General features: G+C 62.0%; 11 protein-coding genes and 1 pseudogene. 5 read left to right on the top strand and 7 right to left on the bottom strand.

Translation table 11 applies throughout. The features are described from left to right. Window positions 1-33 precede the first annotated feature (33 nt). Both ACFMO3_RS11110 and ACFMO3_RS11105 read right to left on the bottom strand, forming a co-directional pair. A complete protein-coding gene (locus ACFMO3_RS11110; protein ID WP_376790476.1) occupies window positions 34-225 on the bottom strand; it encodes a transposase in 192 nt (63 codons plus the stop codon). A gap of 28 nt (window positions 226-253) precedes the next feature. Then, window positions 254-484: pseudogene (locus ACFMO3_RS11105) on the bottom strand (transposase); the annotation flags it as partial. A gap of 381 nt (window positions 485-865) precedes the next feature. Between ACFMO3_RS11105 and ACFMO3_RS11100 the strand changes: the two are divergent. Beyond that, window positions 866-2,050 carry a hypothetical protein gene (locus ACFMO3_RS11100; protein WP_376790474.1) on the top strand — a complete coding sequence of 395 codons (1,185 nt, stop codon included), beginning with the start codon at window positions 866-868 and terminating at the stop codon, window positions 2,048-2,050. 714 nt (window positions 2,051-2,764) lie between these two features. Here the strand turns inward: ACFMO3_RS11100 and ACFMO3_RS11095 are convergent. The 3 genes from ACFMO3_RS11095 to ACFMO3_RS11085 form a co-directional block, all read right to left on the bottom strand. Beyond that, on the bottom strand, window positions 2,765-3,151 hold the full coding sequence (locus tag ACFMO3_RS11095; RefSeq protein WP_376790473.1) for a DoxX family protein: 387 nt from the start codon (window positions 3,149-3,151) through the stop codon (window positions 2,765-2,767). A 1,019-nt stretch (window positions 3,152-4,170) separates the two neighbouring features. Beyond that, window positions 4,171-5,121, bottom strand: coding sequence for a hypothetical protein (locus ACFMO3_RS11090; protein ID WP_376790472.1), 951 nt, complete (start codon window positions 5,119-5,121; stop codon window positions 4,171-4,173). 237 nt (window positions 5,122-5,358) lie between these two features. Further along, window positions 5,359-5,694, bottom strand: a complete 336-nt coding sequence (locus tag ACFMO3_RS11085) for a hypothetical protein (protein ID WP_376790471.1) — start codon at window positions 5,692-5,694, stop codon at window positions 5,359-5,361. An 82-nt stretch (window positions 5,695-5,776) separates the two neighbouring features. On the opposite strand from ACFMO3_RS11085, the gene ACFMO3_RS11080 reads away from it, so the two are divergent. Together ACFMO3_RS11080 and ACFMO3_RS11075 are read left to right on the top strand one after the other, a co-directional pair. After that, window positions 5,777-5,902 (top strand): hypothetical protein, encoded by a 126-nt coding sequence (locus ACFMO3_RS11080; RefSeq protein WP_376790470.1) that lies wholly within the window; start codon window positions 5,777-5,779, stop codon window positions 5,900-5,902. Window positions 5,903-5,941: 39 nt separating this feature from the next. Further along, window positions 5,942-6,424: a transposase gene (locus ACFMO3_RS11075; protein WP_376790469.1), complete on the top strand. Its 483-nt coding sequence runs from the start codon at window positions 5,942-5,944 to the stop codon at window positions 6,422-6,424. 362 nt (window positions 6,425-6,786) lie between these two features. On the opposite strand, the gene ACFMO3_RS11070 is transcribed toward ACFMO3_RS11075, so the two are convergent. Together ACFMO3_RS11070 and ACFMO3_RS11065 are read right to left on the bottom strand one after the other, a co-directional pair. Continuing rightward, a complete protein-coding gene (locus ACFMO3_RS11070) occupies window positions 6,787-7,266 on the bottom strand; it encodes a hypothetical protein (RefSeq protein WP_376790468.1) in 480 nt (159 codons plus the stop codon). Window positions 7,267-7,318: 52 nt separating this feature from the next. After that, window positions 7,319-8,971, bottom strand: coding sequence for a hypothetical protein (locus ACFMO3_RS11065; protein WP_376790467.1), 1,653 nt, complete (start codon window positions 8,969-8,971; stop codon window positions 7,319-7,321). Between the two features lie 126 nt (window positions 8,972-9,097). Between ACFMO3_RS11065 and nifJ the strand changes: the two genes are divergently transcribed. Together nifJ and ACFMO3_RS11055 are read left to right on the top strand one after the other, a co-directional pair. After that, on the top strand, window positions 9,098-12,685 hold the full coding sequence (nifJ, locus tag ACFMO3_RS11060) for a pyruvate:ferredoxin (flavodoxin) oxidoreductase (protein ID WP_376790466.1): 3,588 nt from the start codon (window positions 9,098-9,100) through the stop codon (window positions 12,683-12,685). 106 nt (window positions 12,686-12,791) lie between these two features. Continuing rightward, on the top strand, window positions 12,792-12,941 hold the full coding sequence (locus tag ACFMO3_RS11055) for a hypothetical protein (protein ID WP_376790465.1): 150 nt from the start codon (window positions 12,792-12,794) through the stop codon (window positions 12,939-12,941). Window positions 12,942-13,112 lie beyond the last annotated feature (171 nt).

Genomic DNA, 13,112 nt, shown 5'->3' with positions numbered 1-13,112 from the left:
CCGTCTCCCGGTCCGGCGCATCCAGCACCGCCTTCAGGTCCAGTCCGGGCACCGCCCCTGATGGCGGGTCTGCCGCAGCTTGTGCACGGGGCAGCGTTGGATGTCGGCCTGCGGAAAGACGCGTTTGACCACCTCCTCCAGCCCAGGCAGGCCATCGATCCCCACTGGCCCGCCTCGGGGATGCCCAACCCCACCCGCACCGCCGCACCGGGACAACCCAGGCATCCCGCATGAGGGTGGCATCGCGCCGGCGCAGGGGCCGTTCCCGCCAGGCCTCCATCTCCTCGACCGTGATCTCCGCCACCCGGCTGAGGGGGGTGGGGCTGTAGGCCAAGGGAAGGACCTCCGCCAACACCTCGGTCACCCGGCGCAAGCTCAGCCCGTGCAGGACCAGGCCCTCAATCCGTTGTTCCACGTCCAGCGTACGCCGTTGGTAGGGGGCAAACACCTGGGTGTGGAAACGGCCCTCTCGGTCACGGGGCACCCGCAGGGGGTCGATACGGCACCGACGAAATGGATACAGTCTCCGTTGCGAACGCGATGCGTTAACATCCTGCGAAGCGTGTGATATAATACAGTCACAGAGCAAGGGGTAGGGTTTATGGTGAAAATGGGGGAACGAGTTGTCGCTTTTCTCGCCGGGCTGGCGTGGCTCACGGCTGCTTGTGTCGGCTTAGTCACGCCCACCAGGTCCGGCGAGGTGTCTCCTTCTCCAACGCCTGGCAGTGGGGAGATAGAGCCTTTTGGGTACACTGCCGTGCCGCTGGCCGTGGCGGGTATTCCTATAAGCGTCAGGCTGCACGACGGCAAGGGCGCGTTCTTGGTTCAAGCGAGTGACGCCTCTCAGAGCAGTCCGACCCCTGGATTGGCCGTCGTCGACCTGAATACCGGCGAGGCACTCTTAGCGATTGATATCCCAGCAAACAGCCCGTGCGATGCCTCGGAATGGCCCGGCATCCTGGCATTTGATGGGGCCTTCGTCTATTTAGGCGTGGGATGTCGGGAGCAGGCGACGCTCGTGGTGGTCGATGTCGGTTCGGGAGAGGTTGTGGACACCGGTTTGAAGGTCCCCGAGACCGCGGTGTACCGGGATGGGGTTGCTTATCTCGTTGGGCGGGCTTTAGAGCCAAGCGGGGACGTGTTTCGAGTGGCCTTCCAGGCCTCCGCGGTGGATTTGGTCAGTGGCTCTACGCTGTGGGCCTGGCGCGTGGATGTCGAGCCACCGTCATACTACGAGCGAGGCAGCGTCCCGGTAGGTATCTCCCTGGTGGGGCCAGGCGATGTCGTGGCCGTGTACGCCGAGGAGTTTTCCCGTCCAGAAGGCGGAGCGTGGACCGTGTATTACGCGGTGGTGACCGCCGATGCCGGGGGGATCACGGCGCGTTACTACCCGGTGCCCGCGTCTTCCCCTGCCGCGGAGGACCTTCAAATAGGCGGGCATGAGATGGCCGTAGGGGAGGGGACGCTTTACCTTCTTCACTTCTTGCTGGGGCGGGAAGCCGGCACGCTGGCACTCCAGGCCCTGGACCTGACCAACGGGCATCTGTACACGACCGAAATCCCGGTAACGCATCCAGATTGGAATGACCCGGAGGTGTATCTTATCGTAGACATCCGTTCCCAAAGGCCCGTCGTTGCGTACAAAACGGCGGCGGCCGGAGGGGGTGTATTGCACCTGGCCCTCTACGGAAAGCAAGCCGAGCAGGTGGCCGCGAGGGCCGTCCAATGGCCCATCACCGCCCGGCCTTTCGGCGTGGTCGATGGCGTTTTCTACTATGGAGATAAACCAGACAGCAATCTGCTGGTGATGGGTGTCCCCCTTGCCAGTCCCCAGCCCTCCCAGGTAGTGGCGGTGATCCCCGTTGAGAATCCTTGGGAAGTGCTGGGCCGGTTGCTGACGGGGGCCATGGGCATCGGGTTCTTCATGGGCGGTCGGTCTGGAAGTGGGGCCGTGGAGGTGACCGGCGAAAGCTTGTACATTGTCCTGCCCTCCGGGCGAGAAGCGCTGAAGGTTAACCTGGAATGCATGATCCCCGGGAGCTGCTTTTGAGCTTTGCATTTGTCTTTTGTCAAGTCACGGATCGGGGCCGGAGACTGTATCAGATTGGTGTTCATGGTCGAATATCAGGGAACGGGGGGCGAGCCGGTGCTTCAGCACCGGCCGCCACTGGACTTTGGCCTTTTGGCTCAGATTCCCCAGATATGAGACAAGCCGCCGGCTTACCGCCCCCATATCTGGGGGTAGAATGCGAAAAAGCCAAACTTCAGATTTGGTTGGATGCCGGAAACCGATATGGATCACACCGTCCGGGCCAGCCTCTGCTATTTCCTGAGCAAAAAATTCGCCAACCGGTTCATACAGGGGCTTCCCCTGGCTATCGCGTCCCTTCAGATAGTGTCGATAACGCTGCCCATCCCCACCAGAGCGCTTGATGAGTTCTCTGACAAAGGGGTCGGGGTGTTGCCGGTTAATCCTTCACCGCCGCTTTTCTGTGGCGGGGGGATGACGGGCAGCAACACGCCCTCGAACCCCGCACCTTTTCGGCGGACCGGGCCGGTTGGCAGGCCTTTCTGACGCTCTGGCAGTCGCTGCCTCCCGCCGAATGGCACGTGGGCCTGGAATCTTCCGGCCCCTACACGCCACTGTATCTGCACCATTTGCTCTCCCTGCCCCACCCCATCTACCGGATCGCGCCCCTCCAGGCACGTCACTTCTCCGCAGCCGTTCGCTGCGCAAAACTAAATTGTGTCGCGCAACGCTCAGCTACGACACGCCTTTGTCCTTGAGCGGGCTGAGCTTCCAGCGCCCATAAGCCACGAACCCGGCCAGCCCTGCCAGGATGGCGTTCATGAAGATATTCTCGAATTCATTTCGAGTAAGGTGCCAGACCGCTGCCCCGGCCATAATGAGTACCAGACCCAGCGCGGCCAGAGGCGTCAGGCGGGTCTGGATGCGGGTGAGACCGGGCAAGATAAGGCCCAGCCCGGCCAGGATTTCGGCCGTGCCACTGAAGTAATGGAGGCCGGTGGGCAATTCATACATCCAGGCCATTGGGGCGGGCAGTCCGGGCGGGACAACGAAATGGATGACGCCTGTGAAGAGGAAGTAGAGGCCGAGCAGGACTTGAAGAGCCCACAAGAGTCCGTTCATGAGTAGCAACCTCCCATCAGTCCCTGATACATGAGTGGACAAAGGCGTATATCTTCGCGGCCACCTTTTGGTATACTTTCCTTACATGTCAAGTTTCGGCATGAAGGTGGAAACCTCTCCGTCTGGCGGGTGGCCTATGAGGGGTGGGCCCGCCAGCCCGAGCGTCGGGGGGCTATCGGTTGGTGGGCAAGTGGCTGGATGGGCACGGGCATGAGGCGTGTGATTTCCGCGAGGGGTGAGTCTGGCCTGGTTTATCTCCATGGGAATGTGCGGCGTATCCAGGAGGTGATTCTGGGTGAGGATGAAGCGAGGTCGGTCGAGAAAGGGCGGGAGGTGCCGTCGCAGGTTATCCGCCAAGTGGATGGGTTTCACCGGAACCGGGCGTGTCGGCAGGCGTTGGGGGGTATCTGCGGCGATACGGTCCGGCCAGTGGGCCGAGGCCTAGGTGCTATGGGCGACGGCCCCCGTCGGGAAGGGCAACGGGTGCAAGCAGCAGCCTGGTGGCCGCCAGAACCTCCCGACGCGGCGGGGCCGGCCGTCCACGCAACCCGGTAGGCGAAGCGCCCTGGCCCGAAAAACCACCATGGCCGGCGCGCGGCGCAGCCACGTCCGCTGGACGCGGGGGTAGGCCAGGCCTTCAGTTCACCCAGACCTTCGAACACAGCCTCCCCAGACCCACGCCACAGCGAAACCACCCGCATGAAAACCGCGCCTCGGTCTGTGGCACACGCCACCACCGGCACAATCGGGAAAAGCCGCCGCTCCTGACGCCACTCCCGCTCCCATATCCGCACCATATAGCGCAGCACTTGCCAGGCCACCAGGGGTCGGGATAACTCTTGTGTTCGAAGAGCACTTTGGCGCTTTGCGCTCCTTGAGAAGAAACAGTCCTGCCAACAGAAGGGCATTTATAGCAAAAAGCACAACCAATGCAAAGTACAAAATTTTTATTCTAACACTCATCTTGTTTTATATATTACGAAAGTTGTGAGCAAAAATCAAGAATAAAGGCAGGAAAATTATGGCTTGCGTAATACAATCCACGGTTTCTCCCACTTACCAGGATCTAAATAAAATTCTTTGTCCATTTCCCTTATTACCTTTGGTGTCCCAAAACCGGAAGTAAGTGGAGAAAGGCGAGCTGGACCTCGTATAACTCTCTCATATGCATAAGGCAACAAACTGCCAGATGAAAATCTGTTTCCTAATAACTCATTTTGATAAATAAACATGCTCAAAATAATTGTTAGCTTGCCTTCTGGCGTAACCATTACATCAAAGTACCCCTCAGTGCTATCCGCAAACCTCAACCCAAACGGAGCTCTTGGGTCACCGCCGATGATTCTGTCCACCCGATCCAAGGCAACTTCTTTCTCCATCACTGGCGGCAAAACCCAGATTTCAACCGGCAACGTAGCATCCACTTGGCCCAAAGAGCCCAATTCGTATGTGCCAGGGATTGGATTTCCTTTTTTATCCACCTTTTGCTTATATCCCATCAGCTCATAAGAGGCGTCAGGATGCTGCGTGATATAATCCAAGTACTTCTCGTACCAATCCGGGTCATAATTGTTTCTATCCAAAATCCCTAAGTTTACCGCGTGCACTGCCGCACCACTCTTCGCTATTATCTCATAAGCGTAATCTTCTATTCCAAGCGCAGGCATGATTATCTCACCCGCTTCCTTTACACCACCTAGAGCAAACTCTCGCTGCATTTCCGCAAATTCCTTATCTGTGCACACCTGGGCAAAACCCACGCGCCAACACAGGCCTTCGCGCACGGCGGCCTTTTCTGTCAACAGTTTGTCCCGCAACTGTGGCCCGTAAATGGCGTCAAACTCACCGGGGTGCTGCCGGAAGTATTTCAGAAAACGGCCGTAGTTGGGGAGTGTCAAACTCTGGGTGTACACCTCCCTTGTCTCCCGATAATCGGGCAAAAAGCCTAAAGCTTGCCATTTCTCCGCCAAGGCTTGCATCATGGCCGTAGGCGTTTCGGTGGGGATAGGTGTGGCCGTCGGTGTGGGGGACGTGGTCGGTGTGAGGGTGACCGGGGAGGTGGGCGCGGCTGTCGGCGCACCCGCGGGCGTGGCCGCCGGCGCAGCACACGCGGTGAGAAGGAACAACACCAGCAGAAAATACGTGCCTCTCGCGACCATGGGAACCCTCCGGAATGGATAGTGCCTGTTGCGCGTTACGCGTCACGTTCACACACCGCCAGGGCTTCCTCGAACGCCTCTTGACTCTCCACCTGAGCTGCGGTCAACCGCACAGCCTCCAACCGCTTTGGATCCGCCATCGCCCCTAGGCGACGGGTCACCTCCTCCAACCACCCCTCGCCCGGCTGCAACCGCCTCCACCGCCATCCGCAACGCCTCCTCGCTCAGCCCCTCCCGCCCCTCCGCTATGTACCGCAACACCGTGATCAGCGCCTCCACCCCAGACGCCGCACTCGCCACCTCCACCCACTGCCACACCAACCGCAAAATCTCTTCCAGCCACCCCTCCAGTTCCGGCCGCTGAATGTATTTCAGCAACACCAACCAAAAGCCTCCTATTTAAAAATTATAGCCAAAATGAATAATATGTCAACTGCTGGACTCTTCTAAGTCTCAGCGCGAGCATGTGCTGCGCACAGCGGATGCCATCATCGTCTGTGAGGAGCGGAAGACCTTCTCCGCCCTGTATCGCCGGTGGGCGGAGACCCCTGATGTCGGCGCCGTAGCCGATTGCTTTCGCGTCAGTCCCTAGACAGGGGACGAGGTTCGACAGGCCCTGGCGACTTTCGTCATGGCCGATTTGCTGCAGCGTGCGGAGGCGGCAGGCATAGAGTCCATCATCTATGTCATCATCGACGACTCGCTCACCCGCACGGACAAAGATACCACTCACCTGGAAGCAGTGGATTGGGTGTATGACCGTGCTGCGGCCGGCAAAGGGCAGTGCCTGCGGTTCAAGACCAAGTACAAGCTGGCCCGGGAGATGCTGGAGGAACTGCGACCTTACCTCCCAAAAGGTTATCAGGTCTATGTCTTGTTCGACCGTAGGTATGCGGCGGGCAAGTTGATCAAGTGGACCCGACGGCAAGGCTGGCATGTCATCTGTGCCCTCAAGTCCAATCGCAAGCTGAACGGAGTCCAGGTTGACCAATGGGATCAACGGTTGAGGCACAAGCGGTATACCCGCGCGCGGGTTCCCGCTGCAGACGTCACGAATGGAAATGAGCCTTTGAATTGCAGCGCCTTGGCGCGGTCGGCTCCAGCCGCTGGTTAGGCGGCGATTCTGATTGGGAAAACGCGCACCTCATCTACCCCTTGAGCCTGATGAGAATTACGAACAGTGAGGCGCTCTGTCAGTTGGGCTATCCGCCCTGGTATGATTATCGTGCCGCCATATTGAACATGATACCGCTCAAAATCGAGAAGTCGTTGACGTATTAGATTCTCCTGCTGGGCAAAGGCATGTACCGAGCGCCGCCAGGCTGAAATAGGCACCAAAGAGGAGAGATGCCGGCCGCGGCAGGATGCGGGGCGCTCGAGGTACGCCGGGAGCGCCGAGAAGCCTCCGGTCCCGGATAGGGCCGAGCGAGGCGCGCCGTCCGTCATGGAAGCCCGGATGCGGGCCCTTCCCCAGGCTCAAGGGCCCGAGCGAGACGGCGGCCCTTGCAGGCGCACAACGAGGGTGGCCTCTAAAGTGTTGGGCTGGCTCCAGGTGCCCCAAACGGCCAGCCAATCGCCGGGGGTCAGGTCCGTAACGGTGAGCGTCTCGCCCTCCTCGGTGCGGTAGTGCGTGGTGGCGGTCAGTTGCACGCTGCGTGGCCCCTGAGGCGTTGCCAGGGTCAGCCCATCGCCCCGGCGCTGGCGCAACTGACCGACCACCTGAGGCGGTGAGGGGAAGGCGTTGTTCTGCGGGCCGGCACCAATCCCCGGCAAGGCTCCACCACCACCCGGCGGCGGGCCTCCGCCGGGCGCGCCGCCACGCCCCAGGGCGGCTTCGGGCTGCCAGCCAAACCAGCCGTGACGCCCAACCACCACCCCCAGGGAAAAGGCGGCCAGCATGAGGATCAACGCGGCCAGAAGCACGCCCAGCCATTGAAGCCATCGTTCCTGTGTCATGATATCCACTCCATTGCGAAAGACTTTGAGTCAAAATCACTTTGAGTCAAAATCACCGGTCCCCACGGGCCACGGCAAGCCAGTAGGCCCATGGTGACCATTCGTCCACCACATCCACCTGGCCCAGGGTAAGAACGGCCCCGGTGTCGGTCACCAGTTGCAACGGTACGCCGGATGCCGCCTCGAAGGTGCTGGGCACCACCACCCCATAGTCGATGGCCAGCAAGTCACCCGCCTGTAGCCCCACCTCCTGGGCATAGCGGGAAAGCAACCCAAAGCCCAGAGTGTATTGCGCCAGCGAGCGCTCGCCTAAGCGCAGGGTCAAACGCGGCGTCTGGCTGAGCACCTGTTGAGGGCGGTCAATGCGCCAATAAAGGGTAAGGTGCAGGAGGCCGCCGCTTTCGACCCTTTGAGGCGTCAGGCGGGCCGCCACCAGAGTTGCCCCTTGCAAATGGGCTTCAATGCGAGGCAAATCCTCCGGCACGGAGGACACTTTCCACACCGGGGGTGTGCTTTGCAGGGCCAGCAACACCAAAGGCGTGGAGCGGGGGCCGAGGCTGCCCTCGGGTTGTTCACCCAACACCACCGGCACGGCCCAGAAGCGGTCGAGGGAGGTTGCCTGGGGCCCCCGCCTCCGCTGCAAGGCGGTGGTCGTGCTGAACAAGGTCCCCTGAGACGCTGTCGCCGTCAACGGCCTCGGAGAAGGGTCTTCCAGGGCAGGCAGGGATACATCGGGACGGGTGTGGTAAACCAGCCGCCAGTAGAACACATCATAGCCAAAGACCCCACCAGGCGAAAGCAAGGTGGCGTTCGACGGCAACACTTGCCATACAGCCGCGTAGAAATCGTCCACAGCAGTATCCTGACTCAGGTTACGCTCGGCCCAATGCGTGGAGAGGGGCACCAAACCCTGGGCCAGAAGCAGCCCCGAGAGCAGTACAACCCCCAAAGTCCGGATGAAGGGAGCCGGACGCCACCCCAGGGTTGCCGTGCCGGCCCGAAGGAGGTTGAAGATCCCCCACCAGCCAAAGGCCATCCACCAGGCCCAGACAGCATGTACGGGGATGAAGAAGACCTCCAGGGCAAAGGCGCGGTACTCCAGGAAGAAGACCAAATGGGCCAGGTACATCCGCACCAGGAGCAGGAAACGGCGGGGGCGCAGGAAGGGCATGGTCAACATGCCGGCCATCCCTAAAAGCAGGCCCGACAGGCCGAATTGCCCCACGAGGTAGTAGAGGTAAAGGGCGACCCGCTCCGGAATGTCCGCCAGCGGAAAGGCAAAGCGCAGGTTGGAAAAAGCGCCCAGGGTGTAGCGGTAAAGCCCGGCCAGAGTGGTCGGCGCTTCCTGGCCCAAAATCAGAGCGGGAGGCAAGGAAGCCGCCCGCAAGGGGACCCAGAGAAACTGGGCCGCGCCCAGGGCAAAAGCCCCACCCCCCACCAGGACCGTAGCAACCCAGTCACGCGGGGAAACGCCCCGCCGGGCCAGGATCAAAACCGTGAACAGGGCAAACGCCGGGGCAAAGCCCAGGTTGGAGAGATGGGTGCCCAACGAAAGCCCAAAGGCCAGGGCAAAGGCAGCGTAACGCAGCAGGGTTGGGCGGCGCGCCCAAAGGAGCAAGAGCAGGAGCGTGGTGTTGAGGAGGGCCAGGTTGGGTGCGTACACCTCCGGGAAAGCCACGGACGCCCACAATATGCGCGAAATCACCTTGAATCCCTGAAGATCGGCACCCGTTGCCCGTTCGGGTTCGGATTACAATGAAGAAAATCGATCTAAACGATCCTTCTGGGCCCTCGGGCCCTCCGCAGCTTGCGATGCGCGGGAGGTTGGCTCATGGCTCGCCCGATGGTCACGGTGGACGGAAACGAGGCCGCGGCAAACGTGGCCTATCAGCTCAGCGAGGTCATTGCGATCTATCCCATCACCCCCTCCTCCCCCATGGGGGAGCTGGCGGATGAATGGGCCGCGAAAGGACGTCCCAACCTGTGGGGGACCGTGCCGAAGGTGATTGAGATGCAGAGTGAGGGCGGGGCCGCCGGGGCCATTCACGGCGCGATCCAGACTGGCGCCCTGGCCACCACCTTCACCGCCTCCCAGGGCCTGCTCCTGATGATCCCCAATATGTATAAGATCGCCGGGGAGCTGACCCCCCTGGTGATTCACGTGGCCGCCCGCACCATTGCCACCCACGCCCTCTCCATCTTCGGCGACCACAGCGACGTGATGGCCGCCCGCCAGACCGGCTTCGCTATCCTGGCCTCCGGCTCTGTTCAGGAGGCCCAGGACCTAGCCCTTATCGCCCACGCGGCAACCCTGGAGTCGCGCGTCCCTTTCCTGCACTTCTTCGATGGCTTCCGCACCTCCCATGAGATCAACAAGATCGAGCTGCTCACCCCAGAGGATCTGCGGGCGATGATCGATGAGGAATGGATCCGCACCCACCGGTCTCGGGCCCTCTCTCCAGAGCGACCCTTCATTCGGGGCACTGCTCACAATCCCGACACGTATTTCCAGGCCCGGGAGGCTGTCAACCCCTACTATCTGGCCTGCCCCGCCATCGTCCAGAACGCCATGGATCGCCTCGCCCGTCTGGTCGGGCGCCACTATCATCTCTTCGACTACGTGGGGGATCCCGAGGCCGAGCGGGTGATCGTGCTCATGGGCTCGGGGGCGGAGGTGGCGCATGAGACGGTGGAATATCTCAACGCCGAGGGCGAGCGGGTGGGGATCGTCAAAGTGCGACTTTACCGGCCTTTCTCAGTCGAGGCTTTCATCCGGGCCCTGCCGCCCACGGTGAAGGCCATCGCCGTCCTGGATCGGACGAAGGAGCCAGGCAGCGCCGGGGAGCCCCTCTACCTGGACGTGGTGGCCGCGGTGGCGGAGGCCATGGCCTCGGGGATCGCGCCGTTCCGCCAGATGCCGCGGATCATTGGGGGGCGCTACGGCCTCTCCTCCAAGGAGTTCACCCCGGCCATGGTCAAGGCGGTCTTCGACGAGCTGGCAAAAGAGCGGCCGAAGAACCACTTCACGGTGGGGATCTACGACGATGTGACCCACACCAGCCTGGAGTTCGACCCTACCTTCTCCACGGAGGATCCGGAGAGGGTGCGGGCAGTCTTCTACGGCCTGGGGGCCGACGGCACGGTGAGCGCCAATAAGAACTCCATCAAGATCATTGGGGACGAGACTGATTACTACGCCCAGGGCTACTTCGTGTATGACTCCAAGAAATCCGGCTCGGTGACAGTCTCACACCTCCGCTTCGGCCCGCGACCCATCCGTTCCTCCTATCTGATCCGCCGCGCCAATTTCGTGGCCTGCCATCAGTTCAACTTGCTGGAACGCATGGACGTTCTTCAGGTCGCTGAGCCCGGGGCGATCTTCCTGCTCAACAGCCCCTACGGACCGGAGGAGGTCTGGGATCACCTCCCCCGCTCGGTCCAGCAGGCGATCATCGAGAAGAACCTCCGCTTCTATGTGGTGGACGCCTACCGAATCGCACGGGAGCACGAGCTGGGGCCGCGCATCAACACCATCTTGCAGACTTGCTTCTTCGCCCTGACAAACATCCTGCCCCTGGAGCAGGCCGTGGCGAAGATCAAGGAGGCCATCGTCAAGACCTACGGCAAGCGAGGCGAGGCCATCGTGGAGAAGAACTTCGCCGCGGTGGACGCCGCCCTGCAGCACCTCCATAAGGTGAAGGTCCCCGGTCGGGTGACCAGCCCCTTCGACCGCCGCCCGCCGGTACCGCCCGAGGCGCCGGAGTTCGTGCAGCGGGTGACCGCCCGCCTGATCGCCGGCGAGGGAGATCGGCTGCCGGTGAGCGCCTTCCCGCCGGATGGGACCTGGCCGAGCGGCACCGCGAAGTGGGAGAAACGCAACATTGCCCAGGAGATCCCGGTTTGGGAGCCCGATCTGTGCATCCAGTGCGGCAAGTGCGTGATGGTCTGCCCCCACTCGGTGATCCGGGCCAAGGTCTACGATCCGGCCCTGCTCGCAGACGCCCCACCCACCTTCAAGCACGCTCCGGCCCGCTGGCGGGAGTTCAAGGATATGGCTTACACCATCCAGGTGTCCCCAGAGGATTGCACCGGCTGCGCCCTCTGCGTGGAGGTCTGCCCAGCAAAGGACAAGTCCGATACCCGCCGCAAGGCAATCCACATGCGGCCCCAGGCCCCGCTTCGGGAGGCTGAGCGCCGGAATTGGGAATTCTTCCTCCAGCTCCCCGATGTGGACCGGCTGCGGGTGAACGTGGCACAGGTGAAGGATGTGCAGCTGCTGGAGCCATTGTTCGAGTTCTCCGGGGCCTGCGCCGGGTGCGGGGAGACCCCCTACCTCTCGCTGCTCACCCGGCTGTTCGGGGATCGGCTGGTGATCGCCAACGCCACCGGATGTTCCTCCATCTATGGGGGCAACCTCCCCACCACCCCGTGGACCTACAACCGGGAAGGGCGCGGGCCAGCCTGGTCCAACTCCCTGTTTGAGGATAACGCCGAGTTCGGCCTGGGGATGCGCCTCAGCTTGGACAAACAGCGAGAATACGCGGAGGAGCTCCTCAAACGACTCAGCGATCCGATCGGCGAGGCCCTGGTCGAGGAGCTCCTGAACGCCGATCAATCCTCCGAGGAAGGCATCCGAGCCCAACGGGAGCGGGTGGCACGGTTGAAGGCCCGTCTCCAGCAGCTGCCGGACTCCCCTGAGGTTCGGGATCTGCTCGCTGTGGCGGACGCCCTGGTGCGCAAGAGCGTGTGGATCATCGGGGGCGACGGCTGGGCCTATGATATCGGCTACGGCGGCCTGGACCACGTGCTGGCCTCAGGCTACGATGTGAACATCCTGGTCCTGGACACTGAGGTCTACTCCAACACGGGGGGCCAGATGTCCAAGGCCACCCCGCGGGGGGCAGTGGCCAAGTTCGCCGCGGGTGGCAAGCGGGGCCCCAAGAAGGACCTCGCCCTGATGGCCATGAGCTACGGCAACGTCTACGTGGCCCGTGTGGCCATGGGGGCCAACGACACCCATGCCCTGAAGGCCTTCCTGGAGGCCGACTCCTATGAGGGGCCATCCCTGATCATTGCCTACAGCCACTGCATCGCCCACGGCTACGATCTGCGTTACGGCATGGAGCAACAAAAGCGGGCCGTCCTCTCGGGCTACTGGCCGCTGATCCGCTACGACCCGCGGCGGCTGCAGAAGGGCCTTAACCCGCTCCAGATCGACTCCAAGCCGCCGAGCCTCCCGCTGTCTCAGTATATGTATAACGAGACCCGCTTCACGATGCTGCTCCACAGTCGACCGGAGACCGCCGAGGAGCTGCTGGAGGAGGCAGAAGCCGATATCCGCTTCCGCTGGCGGATCTATGAGGCCCTGGCCCAGATGCAGCTCAATGGCCGCAACGGGGGCAGTCCCTCCCCCCGGTAGCGATGTTTCGGTCCCCAGGCGCTCCCGGATTCTTTGAGGCCGGGCTGGCTACCAAGAATGACCGGCCCGGCCTCCAATGGAAATCGCCGGATCCGGAGATCTCGACATGCTCCGCCGGCTAGAGGAAGCTGGGATCGCCGCTGTGATGCTGCCCTCGCTCTTCGAGGAGCAGATCACCCAGGAGAGCGAGATGCTGGATGGTGGACTCTCCTACGGCGAGGAGAGTTTCGCCTGCCCTGAAGCTCAATCTCTATGATCTGCCCACTTCCCCGGAGGAAACCGGCCAAGCCATAGAGGGAAGCTACCTCCCGCTGGTGCGGGATGTGGTGGCCTCAGTAGGTCCGGCTGGACCTGGCGATCACCGGTGGCGTCCACACGGCCGAGGATGTGCTGAAGGCGATGATGGCCGGGGCGAAAGGGGTGCTCC

Source organism: Thermoflexus sp. (genome assembly GCF_042408815.1).
Taxonomy (GTDB): Bacteria; Chloroflexota; Anaerolineae; order Thermoflexales; family Thermoflexaceae; genus Thermoflexus.
The sequence above is the reverse complement of the archived record's forward strand: the minus strand, read 5'-3'. Positions and strand labels throughout refer to the sequence as shown.

What these genes read in the sequence shown, in the direction of transcription:
- ACFMO3_RS11110 (WP_376790476.1), bottom strand. Translation starts at nt 225, where the DNA reads ATGCCTGGGTTGTCCCGGTGCGGCGGTGCGGGTGGGGTTGGGCATCCC.
- ACFMO3_RS11070 (WP_376790468.1), bottom strand. Translation starts at nt 7,266, where the DNA reads ATGACACAGGAACGATGGCTTCAATGGCTGGGCGTGCTTCTGGCCGCG.
- ACFMO3_RS11075 (WP_376790469.1), top strand. Translation starts at nt 5,942, where the DNA reads ATGGCCGATTTGCTGCAGCGTGCGGAGGCGGCAGGCATAGAGTCCATC.
- ACFMO3_RS11055 (WP_376790465.1), top strand. Translation starts at nt 12,792, where the DNA reads ATGCTCCGCCGGCTAGAGGAAGCTGGGATCGCCGCTGTGATGCTGCCC.
- nifJ (WP_376790466.1), top strand. Translation starts at nt 9,098, where the DNA reads ATGGCTCGCCCGATGGTCACGGTGGACGGAAACGAGGCCGCGGCAAAC.
- ACFMO3_RS11095 (WP_376790473.1), bottom strand. Translation starts at nt 3,151, where the DNA reads ATGAACGGACTCTTGTGGGCTCTTCAAGTCCTGCTCGGCCTCTACTTC.